Source organism: Micromonospora sp. WMMA1996 (genome assembly GCF_002573675.1).
In the GTDB taxonomy this organism is placed as follows: domain Bacteria; phylum Actinomycetota; class Actinomycetes; order Mycobacteriales; family Micromonosporaceae; genus Micromonospora; species Micromonospora sediminicola.
In genome coordinates this window covers 810,399-826,487 of the sequence record NZ_PDHU01000001.1, presented here as the reverse complement: position 1 = coordinate 826,487, position 16,089 = coordinate 810,399, and the positions used below count along the sequence as shown (strand labels likewise).

14 protein-coding genes are annotated in these 16,089 nt (G+C 73.1%); 5 read left to right on the top strand and 9 right to left on the bottom strand.

The annotated features are described in order from the left end of the window. Positions 1-160: 160 nt before the first annotated feature. The 3 genes from COO58_RS04000 (at position 161) to COO58_RS30090 (ending at position 3,713) form a co-directional block, all read left to right on the top strand. Positions 161-889, top strand: a complete 729-nt coding sequence (locus tag COO58_RS04000) for an alpha/beta fold hydrolase (protein ID WP_098743867.1) — start codon at positions 161-163, stop codon at positions 887-889. A gap of 164 nt (positions 890-1,053) precedes the next feature. Then, positions 1,054-1,863: an ABC transporter ATP-binding protein gene (locus COO58_RS03995; RefSeq protein ID WP_098743865.1), complete on the top strand. Its 810-nt coding sequence runs from the start codon at positions 1,054-1,056 to the stop codon at positions 1,861-1,863. Further along, positions 1,848-3,713, top strand: a complete 1,866-nt coding sequence (locus tag COO58_RS30090) for a hypothetical protein (protein WP_098743864.1) — start codon at positions 1,848-1,850, stop codon at positions 3,711-3,713. Before COO58_RS03995 ends, COO58_RS30090 begins: the two co-directional genes overlap by 16 nt. Positions 3,714-3,731: 18 nt before the next feature. Here the strand turns inward: COO58_RS30090 and COO58_RS03985 are convergent, their stop codons facing one another. From COO58_RS03985 to COO58_RS03960, 6 genes are all read right to left on the bottom strand, one after another. Beyond that, positions 3,732-4,274, bottom strand: coding sequence for an NUDIX domain-containing protein (locus tag COO58_RS03985; RefSeq protein WP_091582950.1), 543 nt, complete (start codon positions 4,272-4,274; stop codon positions 3,732-3,734). 28 nt (positions 4,275-4,302) lie between these two features. Further along, positions 4,303-5,727 (bottom strand): ABC transporter permease, encoded by a 1,425-nt coding sequence (locus tag COO58_RS03980; protein WP_098743862.1) that lies wholly within the window; start codon positions 5,725-5,727, stop codon positions 4,303-4,305. Beyond that, positions 5,724-6,623 carry a hypothetical protein gene (locus COO58_RS03975; RefSeq protein ID WP_098743861.1) on the bottom strand — a complete coding sequence of 300 codons (900 nt, stop codon included), beginning with the start codon at positions 6,621-6,623 and terminating at the stop codon, positions 5,724-5,726. The genes COO58_RS03980 and COO58_RS03975 overlap by 4 nt, the downstream gene beginning before the upstream one ends. Further along, positions 6,620-7,930, bottom strand: coding sequence for an HAD domain-containing protein (locus COO58_RS03970; protein WP_098743859.1), 1,311 nt, complete (start codon positions 7,928-7,930; stop codon positions 6,620-6,622). Before COO58_RS03970 ends, COO58_RS03975 begins: the two co-directional genes overlap by 4 nt. Next, positions 7,927-9,243, bottom strand: a complete 1,317-nt coding sequence (locus tag COO58_RS03965; protein WP_098743858.1) for a glycosyltransferase family 4 protein — start codon at positions 9,241-9,243, stop codon at positions 7,927-7,929. Before COO58_RS03965 ends, COO58_RS03970 begins: the two co-directional genes overlap by 4 nt. A 93-nt stretch (positions 9,244-9,336) precedes the next feature. Beyond that, positions 9,337-9,687, bottom strand: a complete 351-nt coding sequence (locus tag COO58_RS03960) for a hypothetical protein (protein WP_141561854.1) — start codon at positions 9,685-9,687, stop codon at positions 9,337-9,339. A 368-nt stretch (positions 9,688-10,055) separates the two neighbouring features. On the opposite strand from COO58_RS03960, the gene COO58_RS03955 reads away from it, so the two are divergent. Together COO58_RS03955 and COO58_RS29865 are read left to right on the top strand one after the other, a co-directional pair. Further along, the gene (locus COO58_RS03955; protein ID WP_141561853.1) at positions 10,056-11,288 is read left to right on the top strand and encodes a PQQ-binding-like beta-propeller repeat protein; all 1,233 of its coding nucleotides are present in this window, start codon (positions 10,056-10,058) and stop codon (positions 11,286-11,288) included. A gap of 276 nt (positions 11,289-11,564) precedes the next feature. Next, on the top strand, positions 11,565-12,089 hold the full coding sequence (locus COO58_RS29865; RefSeq protein WP_141561852.1) for a hypothetical protein: 525 nt from the start codon (positions 11,565-11,567) through the stop codon (positions 12,087-12,089). 220 nt (positions 12,090-12,309) lie between these two features. Here the strand turns inward: COO58_RS29865 and COO58_RS03950 are convergent, their stop codons facing one another. From COO58_RS03950 to COO58_RS03940, 3 genes are read right to left on the bottom strand one after another with little or no spacing between them, the layout of a single operon-like run. Next, a complete protein-coding gene (locus tag COO58_RS03950; protein WP_098743853.1) occupies positions 12,310-12,822 on the bottom strand; it encodes a DUF4913 domain-containing protein in 513 nt (170 codons plus the stop codon). After that, complete coding sequence (locus COO58_RS03945; RefSeq protein WP_098746076.1) at positions 12,819-14,621, bottom strand: type IV secretory system conjugative DNA transfer family protein; 1,803 nt, start codon at positions 14,619-14,621, stop codon at positions 12,819-12,821. The genes COO58_RS03950 and COO58_RS03945 overlap by 4 nt, the downstream gene beginning before the upstream one ends. Continuing rightward, positions 14,618-16,012 (bottom strand): ATP/GTP-binding protein, encoded by a 1,395-nt coding sequence (locus tag COO58_RS03940; protein ID WP_255292512.1) that lies wholly within the window; start codon positions 16,010-16,012, stop codon positions 14,618-14,620. The genes COO58_RS03945 and COO58_RS03940 overlap by 4 nt, the downstream gene beginning before the upstream one ends. Positions 16,013-16,089 lie beyond the last annotated feature (77 nt).

The window sequence follows — 16,089 nt, the reverse complement described above, 5'->3', positions numbered from 1 at the left end:
GGCATCCCGCCCGACGGAGGCCTCGCAGGCCGGTGCCGGGTGGTCGGTCCGCACCGCCGGCGGAAGACGGACGTTTCACCGTCGCACGGTGGGTAAGCAGCCGGCCCGGTACAGGGCGAGCGGACGCACACGGCTCCGCCGAAGCCAAGGAGCGGATGTCGTGCCAGATCAGGAACTGACCCTCGTCCTCGTACACGGCGCGTTCGCCGAGTCGGCCAGCTGGAACGGCGTGATCGAACGGCTCGGTGCCGACCGGTCCGTCGTGGCCGCCGCCAACCCGCTGCGCGGCGTGGCCGGCGACGCCGCGTACGTGCGGGACGTGGTGCGCGGGATCGGCGGCCCGGTGATCCTCGTCGGTCACTCGTACGGCGGCATGGTGATCACGGAGGCGGCGGCGGGGGAGTCCTCGGTGCGTGCCCTGGTCTACGTCAACGCGTTCTGCCCGGACACCGGCGAGTCGGCGCTGGCGCTGTCCGGGCAGTTCCCCGGCAGCACGCTGGCCGACACGCTGGTCTCCTACCCGGTCGCGACCGGCGGCAAGGAGACGGCGATCCGGCAGGACGCCTTCCACGCGCAGTTCGCCGCCGACGTGTCCGACGACCTCGCGGCCCTGATGGCGCGGACGCAGCGGCCGGTGACCGAGCAGGCGCTCGGCGACGGACTCGCGGCGACCACCCCACCGTGGCGGTCGCTGCCCACGTGGTTCGTCTTCGGTGACGCCGACCGGAACATCCCGGTCGCCGCGCACCGCTTCATGGCCGAGCGGGCCGGCGCCCGTGGGGTCCGGGAGGTCGCCGGCGCCTCCCACGCGATGGCGGTGTCCCGGCCCGACGAGGTCGCCCAGTCCGTCGTCGAGGCGGTGCGGGGCGTCGGATCCGGGCCGTCCTGAGGCGTCGGCGGGCCACTCCCGGCGTCCCCGGTCGCTAGACTCAGCCCGCACGCCCTCTCCGCCGGGTGAGCGCGGTGGACCAACCCTCTTCGTCGGCGCATGCGCAGGCAGCGCAGGTCGGGGCAGACCAGGCCCGGCGCCACCCAGCGACGTCGAGGGGAACCATGGAGTCAGCGACCACCCGGCCCGCCGCAGCGGACGATCCCGACGCGGGCGGCCCGCCCGCGGCACTGCGACTGTCCGGCCTGCACAAGACGTTCGGCGCGAACACAGCCGTCGACCACGTCGATCTCGTGGTGCCGCAGGGTTCCTTCTTCGGGCTGGTCGGCCCCAACGGCGCGGGCAAGACGACCTCGTTGTCCATGGCGGTCGGGCTGCTACGCCCGGACGAGGGCGCCTCGCAGGTGTTCGGCGTGGACGTGTGGTCCGACCCGGTCGAGGCCAAGGCGCTGATCGGCGTGCTGCCCGACGGGCTGTCCATGCCGGAGCGGCTGACCGGACGCGAACTGCTGACGTACATCGGGCAGTTGCGCGGCATCGAGGCCGGCGTGCTGGCCGGCCGGGTGCAGGAGCTGCTCGACGTGATGGAGCTCGGCGCGGCCGAGCGCACCCTGGTGGTCGACTACTCGACCGGCATGCGCAAGAAGATCGGGCTGGCGACCGCGCTGTTGCACGGGCCCCGGCTGCTCGTGCTGGACGAGCCGTTCGAGGCGGTCGACCCGGTGTCCGCGGCGGCCCTCAAGGCGATCCTGACCGGTTTCGTGGCGAGTGGCGGCTCGGTGGTGCTGTCCAGCCACGTGATGCCGCTGGTCGAGCAGCTGTGCGACACCGTGGCCGTGATGGCCGGGGGGCGGGTCGTGGCGGCCGGTCCGCTCGCCGAGGTCCGCGGCGGCGGCACGCTGGAGCAGACGTTCGTCCGGCTGGTCGGCGGCGACGAGCAGGGGCGGAGAGGGCTGTCGTGGCTGGCGTCCTGATCCGGATGAAGCTGACGGTCGTCAAGAACTCGATGACCGGTGGCCGGGCCGCGTGGATGCTGGTCGGCGCGGTTCTCGGTCTGCTGTTCGCGGCCGCCACCATCTGGCTCTCCCTGGTCGAGCTGCCCAACCCCGTGGTGCTCGGCGACCTGCTCGCGGGCGTGTTCCTGATGTGGACGCTCGGCTGGCTGGCCGGCCCGCTGTTCGGCGGCTCGGCGGTGCTGCGCGCCGACCACTTCACGCTGCTGCCGGTGCCGCGCCGCCGGCTCGCGCTGGGGCTTCTCGGCGCGGCCTTCGTCGGGATCACCACGGCGGTCACCGCGCTGGGCTTCGTCGGCCTGATCACGTACGGCGCCCGGCAGGGGCTCGCCCCGGCGCTGCTGGCGGTGCCGGTCGCGGCGCTGCAACTGGTCTTCGTGGTGCTGCTGTCCCGGGTGGCCTACGCGCTGTTCGGCGTCGTCGCGGCGTCCCGGGCGGGCGCCGCGGTCACCGGCGTGCTGTTCGCGGCGATGCTCGTGCTCACCCAGTCCGGCTGGATGATCGTCGTGGCCGTCATGTACTCCGACATCCTCGAGACCGGGTTCTCCCACCCGACCACCGTCGCACTGCGGTCGATCCCGTCGAGCTGGGGCGTGGTGGCGGTGGACGCCGCCGGCCGGGGGGACTGGCCGCTCGCGATCGCCGCGCCGGCCGGGCTGGCCGCGCTCTGCGTCCTGCTGCTGCTCGTCTGGTCGGTCGAGCTGGGCACTCCGCGCCGGGCCCGGGCCACCATCCGGGGCAGCGCCGACCGCCCCCCGGTGAGCGGCGGCCCGCTCGGCGGCACGACCGGCGCGGTCGTCCGCAAGGAGCTGCGCACCTGGTGGCGCGATCCGTTGCGGACCACCACGGCGGTGGTGCCGATCGTCTGGGCGCTGGGCACCGCGCTGCTGCCGCTGACCTTCGACGCCCGTCTCCTGCTGCCCTGGGCCGGCCCGGCGCTCGCGCTCTTCGCGATCACCTCGGCCTGCAACCTCTACAGCCAGGACGGCACCGCGCTCTGGCAGACCCTGACGATCGGCTCCCAGCGCGCCGACGTGCGCGGCCGGCAGTGGGCGTACCTGATCGTCTTCACGCCGCCGGCGATCGTCCTGAGCATCACCCTCACCTGGTGGAGCGGCTCCACGTGGACGTGGCCGTGGGTCGCCGCGGCGGTGCCCGCCCTGCTCGGCGGCGGCGCCGGCCTGATCGTCCACTCGTCGGTGCACGGCCTGGTCCCCGGCCCCGACGCGCACAAGCGGCCGAGCAACCCGCTGGAGCGCGCAGACACCACCGGCCGGTCCAACGTGCTGTTCTGGATCGGGCTGGTGCCGCCGGCGCCCGCGCTCGCCGTGGTCTACCTCGGCACGCGCCTGGACCAGCCGTGGGTGAGCTGGGCCGGGCTGCCGGTCGGCGTGCTGACCGGCGTCGCCGTCGCCTGGGTGCTGGGCGGCCTGGCGATCCGGAAGCTCACCGAGGACGGACCCGACCTGCTGCACACCATGCGCACCGGTCGGCCCACCGTGGTCCGGGCCGCCGACGGCGCCGTGGCCAGGACGGGCGGGACGGTCGAGGGACTGAGCTGGGCCCTCGGCTCGATCCTGCTCATCCCCCAGGGGATCGTTCCGCTGGTCTTCATCCTGTCCGACATCGACGTCAGGTCCTGGTTCCTGGCGATGTACGTGCGGCCCCTGCTCGGAGTGCCGATCGCCGTGGCCAGCATGCTGGCCGGCATCGCGCTGTATGCCCGGGCCGTCATGACCAGGGTCGACAACCGGGCCGGACGGGCCGCAGCTCCCTCGCCGACCGAGGATCGCGAGCTGGAGTCGGTCTGACCGGCGAGGCAGGCGCGATCATCCCCGCCCGCGTGTCCGCACGGCCAGCATGAGCAGGTCGGGGAGCCAGGGCTGATCAGTGAGCAGAAGCACGGCGGCCTCGGCGACCGGCACCGCCCGGACCTCGACGATCTGTTCCGCGTCCGCCGGCATCGTCGGCGCCTGGACGATCGCGGCGTCGGCGGCACACCACAGCCAGGCCTTCTCCGGATGCGGCTGGTGCGGCCGGTACGGCAGCGGGCGGTCGGTGACGCAGTGGTGCGCGCCGACCACGGTCAGCGGGCCGGTGAGCACCGCGCCCGCCTCCTCCAGCAGCTCCCGCCGGGCGCAGTCCTCGACGCTCTCACCGGGCTCGCGCGTGCCTCCGGGCAGGAACCACACGTCGCGGTCGTCGCGGCACAGGATGACCTGGTCGCCGCTGAACCCCACGAGGTGCACGTTGGTGACCAGCTCGTCCGGTGGCGCTCCGGTGCTGAACTGGGCGTCGAGCCCGCCCCACTCCCATCGCTGCGGGGCGAACAGCCGGGGGTACGCGGCTTCGAGGCCGGATTCGGTCGGCATGGGCTGAAATCCCCTTCTGGCCGGTGGGTCAGCGACTCGGCGCGTCAGGTCGCCGCGGACGCCCGGGGTGCGACGCGCCGGCGGGGGCCCGCGGAGGAGCGCCGCCGGGCGTCCGCTGGGCAGGCGGCCGGGCCACCGCGCCACCGGCCGCGGGCGTGATGCCCCGCAGCCACGGCTGACCGTCCTCGGCCCGGCGGTGCGAGGCGTCGACCTCCCCACGCGGCGTGCCCGCGCCGTCCGGGGCCTGCTGCGTCGCGTTCCGGAACCGCTCGATGAAGTCCTTCTTGTCGTCGAGCGAGGACACCTTGTCGAACGTCGTCCAGAACTGGGATCTGGTGTCCTCGGGAAGGCGCGCCTCGTGCATGAGATCGTCCAGGCGGCGAACGAGGCGGTGGTCGTCCCGGTGGACGAAACTGTCCAGGATGCGGTTCAACCGCGGGTCCACGTCGGTACCGCGGTTGATCCAGGAACGCACCTGCGCGGTGAACTGCTCGCGCACCGTCGCGGTGTCGAGCGGGGCGCCGTCGCGTACGTCGACCGCGCTGTCGTGCACGGCGAGCAACGCGGCCACCTTGCTGGCCTCGCGCACGGCGGGATCGCGGTAGGGCTCGGCGATCAGCACGGGATTGCAGCCCCACGTCCGGTCCGGGGTGTCGATCAACCGGGTCTGGTCCGGCGCGTCGTCCCGGATCCTCTTCGGACTGCTCAACGGGCCCTGCAACGCGTTCTCGATGACGCGGATAGCCGGAATGCTGCCGAAGGTCAGATCCGGATCGTCCGGCAGCGTCTTCAGGCCCCCGCCGAGGGCGCCCTCGCGGTGCAGGGCATAGCCCTTCTTGCTCCCGGGATGCGGATCGCCCTCGATGCCGTAGTAGAACATGTAGCGGCCGGTGAACTCGCTCTTGGGATAGATCGCGGCGCACAGTTCCTGGATGGTGCCCTTCAGGCAACTGTCGACGAAGGTGATGCGGCTGCCTTCCCTGCCCACCGGGATCCCGTTGCCCCGCAGGTAGCGGGTGAGCCGCTGGTAGGCGCCGTCGATGTCCCGGTCGTCGACCGACCCGGAGATCTCCCGGTAGGGCTGGAGCTGGGGATACTCGGCCCCGCTGTTGCGCTCCTTGTCCTGCACGGCGGCCTCGGCGAGCGCCCGGGAGAGCACCACGTTGTGACAGTGCGCGTCGAAGAAGTCGGGGTCCATCGCGCGGACGGCCACGCCGAGGCTGAACCCGTCCCGTCCGACGAAGACGATCCGCTCGTTCGGGTCGGCGTCGACGGAGGCCCGCAGGTCGTCCAGCATCTCCGCGGCGATGGAGGTGACATAGGGCCCGTGGTGCTCACGGAAGACGTCGTACGCCTCCGCGACCGCGGCGCGGTCGCTCGCAGTCTCCAGCCCGTACGCCTCGTAGATCGCCTCGAGCCCGGTGAACTCCTCGGTGGCCGACACCCGGGTCACGCCCCCCGGTCCGGCCGCGACGGCTCGATGACCCGGCTGAGCCAGCGGACCAGCGGGTCATGGTCCTCGATCGTCCCCCACCACAGGGGCACCCCGTCGTGGCCGCGCCGGAAGACGCCCTCGCCGTCGACCGCCGTGCCGGCCTGCTCCACGTCGACGAAGGGCAGCATCACGGCGGCGCTCAGGACGACGGAGCCGCCGAGCACGGCAGCCGCGGCCGACGTGTCCACGGTGTCGTCCAGCGCCTCGACCAGCACCATGGCCTGCCGGCGGCTGTGGTCGACCGACGGCTCGCCGTCCCCCGGCCCGGTGACCACCAGGTCGAGCCCGGCGATCCGTCCCTCCCGCGCCGCGTCCAGCACCGTTCGCGCGGCATCGGCGCTCGCCGACCGCTCGCTGCCGGCGGCCGACTGCGTGACGCGCAACCGGCCGGCGAGGTCCGGAGCGTGCTGGATCACCTGCGCCAGGTGACGAGGCTCGCCGAGGCTCGCCCAGCGGATCGGCTGCCCGTCGGCGCCGCAGGCGGACCGCACGGCCGACGGCACCTCGGCGGGCCGGTACGCGACACCGACCTCGGGGCGGCCCACGCGGTCCAGGAGGCGGCGTGCGGCCGATCCGGCCGTCTCGTCGCCCACGACCACCAGGGCGAGCCGCGGTACGCCGCGCGCGGCGGCCGCCACCGCGAGGACGGTGCCCGGGCCCCAGGTCGAGCCGGCGTCGACGACGAGCGGGGAGTCGCGCAGGTTCTCCGGCCAGTCGCCACCCCGTCCGAGCTGCCGGCTGCTCTCCGCCAGTGCGGTGCCCGGGAACAGCTCGCCGACGGCGCGCAGAGCGTCGTAGTCCTGTCGCGCCTCGTCGATGGCCTTGCCCTCGTGCGTCGGACTCTCCGATGTCATCGTCTGCCCCTCGATGGCTGTGGTGACGTCGGCGGACGGACCGCCGCCGTCGTCGGCTGGTACGGCTGCTGCTGGTGCCGGCGCGCGGCGGGCCTCGGCAGGTAGGCGACGGCGGCCGGCCGTCGCTCGTGCAGCTCCGCCACGGACCTGCTCACCCGCGTGACCCGCTCGTACAGGGCGTCCGGGCCGTCGCGTAGCAACTGATCGTAGGGGACCCGCTCGGCCTGCCCGTCGTGACCGAAGGCGACGGTCAGGTCGCTGGACGTGTCGCGGCGGTCGGCGCGGACGGAGACCTGCACCAGCGGGCCGGACGGGCCCAGCTGGATCGAGCGGTGGGTGCGTTGGATGTCCGGGCTGATGCCGAGGTCGGCCACCGCGGAGTCGACGAGCAGTTGGATCCGCGGGCCGGCGTCGCGGTCGGGTGTCTCCCCGAGGACGAGGCGGTACGAGTCCTTGGCGTGCGCGACGTCGCCGCGCTCGGGCCGGGCGGCGCGCAGGGCGGCCCGGTCGGCCCAGACCGTCGCCGCCGCGCCGTCGCCCCGGAGGAACCGGCGGAAGGACTGGCGGACGAACTCGTCGGTGGGACGCACCCCCGACCCGCCGCCGTGCTCGGCCGTGACCGCGCTCGCGCAGCGGTCCCACAGCGAGACGGTCAGGTCCCGCCGGTCGAGACCGGCCGCCCGGTCGGGCAGGGCGTTGCAGGTGCGCGCGAACCAGTCCGCCCGCTCCCGCGCCACCGGGTCCGCCGACAGGTGCGGGGTACGCCGCAGCAGCTCCCCACCGGTGAGGACACCGGGGCCGCTGGTGCTCCGCGCCCACGAGCGCACCTGGTCGAGGTGGTCGGGAAGCAACCCGACCGCCGGGTCGACCGGCACGAGCAGCGTGGGGACCCCGTTGTCGAGGACACGCGCCTCGGCCCACCGCCGGTCGGCGTCGGTGAGGAAGTCGTCCAGCCAGGCGAAGGGCACGCCGTCGGCCTCGGCCAGCACGCTCGCGGCCTTCCAGTTGACGCCGAACGGCACCGGACCGGCCAGGGCCCGGTCGATGACCAGGACGGGCAGCGGACCGGTCAGGCCGACGGCGGGCGCGACGTAGGCGTTCGCGGCGTGGTTCCAGGTCGTCGCCCACCGCAGGTCGACCAGTCCCTCACGGTCGAGCTCGTTCAGCATCCGCCCGTGCTCGCGGCTGAGCTGCACCCGGTAGCCGTGCAGGTGGTGCGCGGTGAAGCCACGGTCGGCATGGTCGCCGGTGGGGTTGAGGACCCCGTCGATGTCGAGCAGCAGCCACGGCTTCGCGGTCCCGCTCACCGGCCGCGCCCCGGCGGCCGGAGGCCCTCCTGCCAGGCCTGCGGCCGGCGGGGCGGCGCGGCCGGGGGACGGGTCTGCTGGTGCGCGGCCTGCAACGCGGCCGTCGCGGCGGTGGTGCCGCGCGTGGGTGGCGCCAGGGCCCGGATGTGCTCCGCCACCCCTTCGGCGGCGTGCCGCCAGGTGTGGTTCTGCCCGAGGTGCTCGCGCAGCTCCGTGGCCCGACGCCGGGTCTCCGGCAGATCCTTCAGGACGGCCTCGGCGTGGTCGGCCCACACGGTGGGCAGCGTCGCCTCCGAGCGCCCCCTGGTGTTCACCACCGACGGTGCGCCCAGAGCCGCCGGCACCCGGTTCGGGTCGCCGAGGAACATCCCGACCCCGGTGTGGTTCCCGACCAGGACCGGCACGCCGTAGCCGGCGGCCTCCAGCGGGGCCAGGCCGAAGTCCTCGTGCCGGGCCGCGTGGATCACCAGGTCCGCCCCCCGGAGTTCGGCGGCCATGACGCCCGGGTCGGAGGTGTAGCCCCGCACCCGCACCGGGAAGCCGGCGATGTCGGACAGCACGCGTTCCTGTTCCGCGACGTCGGACTTGTGCGCCCCCAGCATCGTCAGCCGTACGTCCAGGCCGCGGTTGTGCAGTTCGCCCACCGCGGCGGCGGCGATGTCGGCTCCCTTGAGGCGGTCGTCAGTGCGCGTGAACACCAGCAGGTTCAGCCGGGTCTGCTCGGGGTCGTACCGGGGCGGCGTCTCCAGGACCACGCCGGGCGTCATCTCCACCACCGGGGGCGGCTTCTCGCACATCCGGGCCAGCCGGCGGCCCTCGGCGGTCAGCAGCGGGCCCACGCCGACCACCAGGTCGGCCCGGGACACCAGGGCGCGCTCGGTCTCGGTGTGCTGGTTCGACTCCAGCGGCTCACCCCGGCCGCGGTCCATCTCGTCCGCCGTCACGTGGACGAAGTGGACCACCTTCGCGTGCGGATAGAAGTTGTCGCGCAGGTAGGAGGCGGCTCCACCGGAGAACCGACCGTGGCCCATGATGACGTCGACGTCCGCCGGAAGCCCGTCCGCCCGGAGCAGTTGCGCCCGGGTGTCCGACACCCCCGGGACCGGGTCGAGCACCTGGACGTCGACCAGGGGATGCGACGGCGACGGCACACTCACCCGGGTGGTCACCCGGTGCCCGAGCTCGGCGAGCGCCACGGAGATCTCCCGGTTGACGGCGATCGGGCCGCCGCCGATCCACTTGTCGCACAGCGTGAGCACGTTCAACGGCCGGGCCTGCGCCTCCGCCCGGGCCGGCGGCAAGGGCACTGTCATCTCTGCTGCCTTCTTCTGGTGTCGCTGCGGATACCTGGTCGGCGGTCAGGACGCCGGAACCGTCCGGCGCTCGGTCACGCCGGGTCGACGGCGTCAGCCACGCATGCCCGTCGCCGCGTAGAGCCGGCCGACGAGATCGTCGGTCACGTCGGCCAGCTCCGCGGCGTCCGGACTCACCGCCCCGGTGGTGACGCCGTGGCGGAGCCGGGCCGACAGCTCCCGGAGCAGGGACGCGGCCACGAGCGCCTCGGTGCTGGCGATCTCGACGGTGCGCGGCGGCTCGGCCTCACCCGCACCGGCCAGCGTGCTCCGGGACGTGGCGGCCTGGTCGGCGAAGGTGACGTTCTGCCGTACCGGTTCCTCCCGCTCGTCCCACCGGTAGCGGTGGGTGCTGAGCATGCATCCCCAGGAATCCGACACCTTCGTCACGTCTGTCATCTCCATGTGCACATCCTGACGGCAGCGGAATCGTCACGGACTCGTGAGTCACGGGGCGCCGAGGCGCGCGACGAGCGGGGGGAGGCCGGGGGCACGGCGACACCGGCGACGGCTCCGGCGGCCCGGACGTCCACGCACGGCGAACTCATGCAGTGCCCTCCCCCGAACGCACGACTGCATCGGCACGCCCGAGCGGCGGGCAGACGCCGATGCCGCTCACGATGCGTACCGGGAGCAGCATAGATCGCGCTGTCCACTGAGAACAGACCGGTTGGTCCACCGCGACACGCGCCGGTCACCGACGGTCGCCCGCCCGATCGCTGCCCGTTGCTACGCTACGGGGCCGGACGGTCGCGGAAACGGGGGATCCAGTGGTGCGAGCGCGGCTCCAGGCGGCGGCGGTCATCGTTGCGCTCGCGGCGGCGGTCGCCGGATGTGGGGACGACGACCCGCCGTCAGCGCCGGCCTCCGCTGCCGCACCGTCACCCGCCGCCACCCCGTCGGCGCCGGCGTTCGACCCGCCGACCCGGTTCGGGCCCACCGGCACGGCTCTCGGCGAGGCCCGCCCCGGGGACGTCCTCCTGCGCGGGACGACCGCATTCGTGGCCGGCGACGCCCGGACCACGGTGGTGGACGTGGCCGGCGGACGCCAGCTGTCCGTGCTCACCCCGAAGCAGGCACCGATCACCCGCAACCCGGCCGCGGCCGGGCACCGACCGGTGCTGATCGACCCCTCCGGTCGGCCCACCGTGGTGGTGCCGTACGCGGTGGAGATCCCCGCCTCCGGCACCGTCGCGTCCCGGCAGGCCGTCGAGCTGCTCGTGATCGACGCGACCGACGGCCGGCTGACGACGACCGTGACCGTGGACGCCAAACCGGCCGAGGGCGACTTCAGCCTGGTCGCCGCCGATCCGGTACGCGTGGTCGGCGGCCGCGGCACCGCTGTGGTGCTCGGCATCGGCAAGCAGGTGACGGTGGTCGTCGACGTCAGCACCGGCAACACCCTGTGGCGCGACGACGACTTCGCCGCCTCGGCGCTGCTGGGGGACACCGTCGTCGGCCTCACCGCTCCGGACGCCCGCTACCGCCGGTCCGTCACCGGGCTCGCGCTGCTCGACGGCGCCGAGCGCTGGTCGGCGCTCTCCGTCGCCGACGCCGAACTCGCCGCCGCCGGTCCGTCGTTCGTCGTCGCGGTGGGTCGGCAGAACGACGGCAAGCGCTTCTACGCGCTCGTCAAGAAGGACGGAGCCCTGGTCAACCGCACGACCGGCGAGTACCGGGTGGGACTGCGCTGCGCCTACGACGAGGCCGCGGTCACGGTCTGCGCTCTCGGCAACTCGGAGCCGCTGTTCGCCCTGGACTCCACCACCGGCGACGACCTGTGGCAGTTGCCCGCGACCGGTCGGCGCGCCCCGCGGATGACCGCGGCGTGGCACGGCGCGGTCTACGGCACGGTGAACGGGGCCGCCGTCGTCCTCGACGCGCGCACCGGCCTGGACCGGTCGGTGTCTCCCGGGGTGGCGCCGGTGGCCGTCACGGCCCACGGCGGCCTCGCCGCCGACCCGTCGGACGGCAACGCGATGGTTTTCCACCCGGCCGTCGGCTGAGGCTCTCGCGGTCGTCCTCAGTCGCCCGCTGGGAGGCGACAGGCCCCACTCCCTTGCCGGGGACAGCAGCCTCGGCCCTGTGGTGCAGCAGTTGCGGCTCGCGTGCGTCGGGCAGCGGGCTGACCTGATCGCCCGGCACCTTGGGCCAACGAGCAATTCGTGCAGCCCGGATTGCGGCCAGGTGGCGGGCGAATGAATTCATTATCGCCTTTCTGTTGAGTGGATCATTTTCCAGATACGCTCGCGTCTCATTCGACCCGGTCATTGGGAGAGCAAATGCGGGGAATCAGAACAGCGTTGGCGTGGCGCAAACTCCTCCTTCGCGCGGCGGTCGTACTCGCTGCTTCAGCGGTGATCCTGCCGACGTCAGGGGCTCCGGCCCAGGCAGCTGAGCAGTCCTACTGTGGAGCGCTGTCCGGCAGTTACGCGAACGGCAACCGGATCGGGTTGTGCATGAACATCTTTTGGTACGTACCGTCCGGAGGCGGGCAGGCGTTCTACCTGACGTCTGACGTTTTGATCGATCCGGCAGCAACGGGCGCGACCGGCTGCAAGGTCACGGCGTGGGTTTCGTTGGACAAGCCGAACTCCAACCAGTGGCAGTCACCGAAGAACACGCAGAGTTGCACTTCAGCGCTGAGTGAGCGAGGAACCTGGCAGAACTCCTACCACTTCTCGACCGGAACGTCCGCGACCGAGGCCCAGCGTCATGCATGCATCGATCTGTACTACAACGGCTCATCGAGCTCTGGCTGGCAGCGATGCATGTCGAGCGGCTGGGAGCAGATGCAACTGGGGTGAGCGTCGCTGAACCAGGCCCCGAAGGATGTCCTCCTGAGGGGCCCGGTTCCGGCTGAGCCATACGCGCCGGTGGGACGGACGGGCGGGTGACTCAGGATCACCGCGCCGCCCACGAGCTGCCGGTCAGCGGACGCCAGTGCCGGTGACCCGGCGAGCACACCACCGCCGAGAAGCACCATCGTCGCCCCGCGCCGGCGGCGATCACTCGGCCGCCCGACGCTCAGCCCTCGGGCAGCTGATCGAGGATCTCCCGTGGAGCGGGGAGGGTCGGCAGGGTGCTGGGCTCGCTGTGCCGGCCGGGTTCGCACTTGGCGAACGGCCCGTACTCGGTGGTCATGGCCATCAGGTGCGGATCGAGGTGGTGCAGCCACCACGTGCTCATCGTGTCGTCGAGGCGGGCCTTCTCCCACTCGCGCCACATCGCGTAGAGGCGCGAGATCGCCTCGGGGTGCGCCCACCACCGGTCGCACCAGTGGATGCCGCTCTTGGGCCCGCTGAGGACGCGGCGCTCGACGACCTCGGCCAGATACAGGCGCATGAACTCGTCGAGGTTGCGGAACGCCGGCTCCGGCACCTCGTCGGCGGCCGGCTGCGGCTGCGGGGTGGCAGCCGTGGCCGCCTGCGGGTCCGGCGGCGGGTCGCCGGGCGGCATGGCGCCGGACAGCTGCTCCAGCAGGGCGGACAGTTCGGCGACGGCCCGCTCCGAACCGCTCCGGTCGGTGGGCGTGGTCATCGCGGCTCCTGCACCGAGTTGTCGAACGACTGCAGTTGAGGGGTGTCGGCCTGGAGATTCCAGTCCCTGCGGCGGTCCGGATCCCAGCGGGCGATGGAGGCCCGGACGGCATCGGCGTACGGGCCGGTCTGCCAGGGCGCGGTGCGGGCCAGCACCGGCGGCGCACCGGAGCTGTAGACCACCATCCGGCCGCGGGGCAGCGCGTGCAGCTCCGCGACGTCGAGCACCCGCTGGCGGCGGGTCTGCCGGGACACGGACCGCTGGCCGAAGCCGGAACCGCTGCTCGACGTGGATCGGGTCATGACGTCGTGCTCACCGATGAGGCGGGACAGTTCCTCGAGGAACTCGGGGTCCGCGACGCCACCGCCGTAGGTGCGCACGTTCGCCGCCGACCACAGCTTGCGCATGCCCTCGCGGCCCCACACGTCGACGCCCTGGGCGTACGACTGCAGCACGGTGATGATCGGGAGGCCGTGCGAGCCGTAGTAGGAGTACAGGGCCGGCAGCTGCCGGATGCGGCAGATGTTGGCCGCCTCGTCGAGCACCGACACCAGCGGCGGGTCGAGGCGCCGGCCCGGCGAGGTGCGGGCGCGCATCTCGCCCGCTCGCAGCACCGCGTCGGTCAGCGCGGCGATCAGTGGTGCCGGTGATCCCGGACCGCCCTGGCTGAGCAGGTAGACGGTGTCGCACGTGGCGACGAAGTCCTCGGGGCGGAACTGCCGGATCATCGGTGAGGACGGCGGACTGACCCATGCGGTGACACTCGGCTCGGTCAGGCACATGAGCATCTTCTGGGCGCCGGCGTAGACGCCGCCCCGGGTCTGTTCCGGCATGTTGATCACACCGACGATCGAGTCGGCCGGCAGTTGGAAGCCCGCACCGGTCAGGATGTCGGCCGGCGACTCGTCGCGCGGGTTCACCGCCCAGCGGTAGACGTCGAGGACGGACCGTCCGCCGACCGCGGCCGCCAGCAGCAGGTTGGCCACCAGCTCCTCGGAGCTGGGGTCGAAGAACGCGTCGCGCTGCATGCCGGGTTCACGCTCGGCCGAGGCGAAGTGCTCGGCCAGCCGACGCGCGTCGGTGATGGTGGCGATCCCGCCGAGCGGGTTCCACCACAACTGCTGCGGCTGCCCCCAGACCTGCTGCGGGTCGAACACCCAGATCTCGCCTCGGGTCGCGCGCAACTCCCGGGTGGCGTCGATGATGTCGCCCTTGACGCTGGTGACCAGCGTCGGCCCGGGGTTGGACACGGTGGCCGGGATCGCGCGGGCGGTGGTCTTGCCGGTACGCGGCCCCCAGATGTCGACCGCCATGTCCTCCCAGGACTGGCGCAGCTCCATCCCGCCCACCACGGCGTGTCCGATCAGGACGCCGGCGTCGTCGGGGGCGACGGTCCCGGCGTCGGCCAGACTGGCCCGCAGTCGCCTGGCGGACGCGGTGACCCCGTCGGGGCTCAGGTGCGCCAGGTCGCCGCGGCGGGCCATGTGCCGCGCGGCCCGGTCGACCCGGCTGCCCCGGAGACGGCGTCCCCGGACCAGCAGCGACACACCCGCGCCCAGTGCCGTCACCACCAGCACCTCGGCGACCGCCACCAGCGTGCACGCGACGGTCCAGGTGATCGTGCCGGAGATCAACCCCGCGGCGGCGCTGAACAGCCCCTCGCCGTCGTAGCCGGGCGGATCGGTCAGCCGCAACGGCAGCCACACCGCCCCGGCCGCCGCCAGTGCGAGCCCGGCCAGCCCGCCGGCGACCAGGCCCGAGGAGTCACTGCTTCCGCCCGGTCCCACCGCCCGGCTCATGTGCGCCGCCACCGGAAGTCGGTGTTGCCCAACTGCTTCTCGATCTCGGTGGGTTCCAGGTGCACCGGGATGCCGGGACGGGTCCCGACCTTGATGAGGAAGTTCCCCCGGCCGATCAGGACCTCCTCCTCGTCCGGTCCGGTCGTCCACGACGGCGGCGCGGACCACGACAGCACCTCGGCGCGTTCGGCCTGCGCGAGGGGCCGTACCCGGGCGACGGCGTCGAGCTCCTGCTCGGAGCAGGCGCCGATCATGAGCACCGCGCACCGGTCGGCGAAGCCGCGCGCCTTGGCGCGGTCCTCCTCGTTCGGCAACGCCTGCAGGTCACCCAGCGAGTGGGTGATGAACGCGGTGCCGGTGCCCTTGGAGCGGTTCAGCCGGGTCAGCGCGTCGATGCGGTCGACCATGCCGTGCCCGACCCGCAACGCGCGCCACATCTCGTCCAGGACCAGGAAGAAGCGCCGCGGCGGGGCCAGGCCCAGGTCGGACATCCGGTGCGCGGCCTCGACCTGACCGAAGCCGGCGGCCCACGTGGTGACCAGGGTGGCGGCGGTCAGCATCTGGTTGGTCTCGCTGATGCCGGAGATGTCCACGCAGAGCGCGGTGGTGTCCAGGTCGATCGAGGCGGTGGTGTGACCCTCGACGGTCGAGCCGAGCGGCCCGTGGATCAGCGCCCGCAGCGTACGCCGCAGGTTCTCCGTCTCCAGGCGGTAGCGGTCCAGGTCGTGGTCGTCGTGCCACAGCGTCACCCACCGCACCGGCATGGGCGCCTCCTCGATGACCCGCAGCACGTCCGACAGCAACGGCTGGGCGGCGCTCTCCCGCTCGGTCAGGAAGCGCAGCGCGGCCGCCAGGACGGTGATCTCGTCCGACGCGAGCGGCGCACCCCGAGTCAGTGTCGCCAGCACCAGGGCGGCGTTCAGCCGACGGTCGACGATCTCCGCGTGCAGCTGCTCGATCTCCTTGGGATCGCGCACGTGCGCCAGCACCTGCTGCCACGGGCCGATGTCGAGCGGGTTGATCCGGTGCAGCCCGGGGCCCACCCGCAGCACCCGGCCGCCGAGCGCGGCGACCAGCTCGGCGTAGTCGGGTTTGAGGTCGCCCAGGATCAGCGGGGTCACCCCCTGGGCGACCAGGCTCAGCAGCATCCGCCGCACGCTGGTGGACTTGCCCATTGCCGGCTCCGCCTGGATCCACACCGACGGGTTGTTGATCAGCTTGGCGCGTTCGTACCAGGAGATCGGGTCGAAGCACACCGTCGCGTTGGTGTAGCGGTGCCGGCCCAGCGGGGCGCCGATCGTCGGGGTGGACGAGCCGGTGCCGAACGGCCACAGGCCGCACACCTGCACCGTGGTGCCGCGGTATTCCGTGGGCGACTCGACCCACGACATGTAGCCACCGCCGGGGCCGGTGTAACCCAGTCTGCTGGGACGTCGGATCGGGATGACGGAACGGGGCATCGGGGCCG

Bases quoted from the DNA above. Each gene is read 5' to 3' on its own strand.
- COO58_RS03965 (WP_098743858.1), bottom strand. From the start codon at position 9,243: ATGACAGTGCCCTTGCCGCCGGCCCGGGCGGAGGCGCAGGCCCGGCCG.
- COO58_RS03985 (WP_091582950.1), bottom strand. From the start codon at position 4,274: ATGCCGACCGAATCCGGCCTCGAAGCCGCGTACCCCCGGCTGTTCGCC.
- COO58_RS03995 (WP_098743865.1), top strand. From the start codon at position 1,054: ATGGAGTCAGCGACCACCCGGCCCGCCGCAGCGGACGATCCCGACGCG.
- COO58_RS03945 (WP_098746076.1), bottom strand. From the start codon at position 14,621: ATGAGCCGGGCGGTGGGACCGGGCGGAAGCAGTGACTCCTCGGGCCTG.
- COO58_RS29865 (WP_141561852.1), top strand. From the start codon at position 11,565: ATGCGGGGAATCAGAACAGCGTTGGCGTGGCGCAAACTCCTCCTTCGC.
- COO58_RS03950 (WP_098743853.1), bottom strand. From the start codon at position 12,822: ATGACCACGCCCACCGACCGGAGCGGTTCGGAGCGGGCCGTCGCCGAA.
- COO58_RS03940 (WP_255292512.1), bottom strand. From the start codon at position 16,012: ATGTCGTGGGTCGAGTCGCCCACGGAATACCGCGGCACCACGGTGCAG.
- COO58_RS03960 (WP_141561854.1), bottom strand. From the start codon at position 9,687: ATGGAGATGACAGACGTGACGAAGGTGTCGGATTCCTGGGGATGCATG.
- COO58_RS03975 (WP_098743861.1), bottom strand. From the start codon at position 6,623: ATGACATCGGAGAGTCCGACGCACGAGGGCAAGGCCATCGACGAGGCG.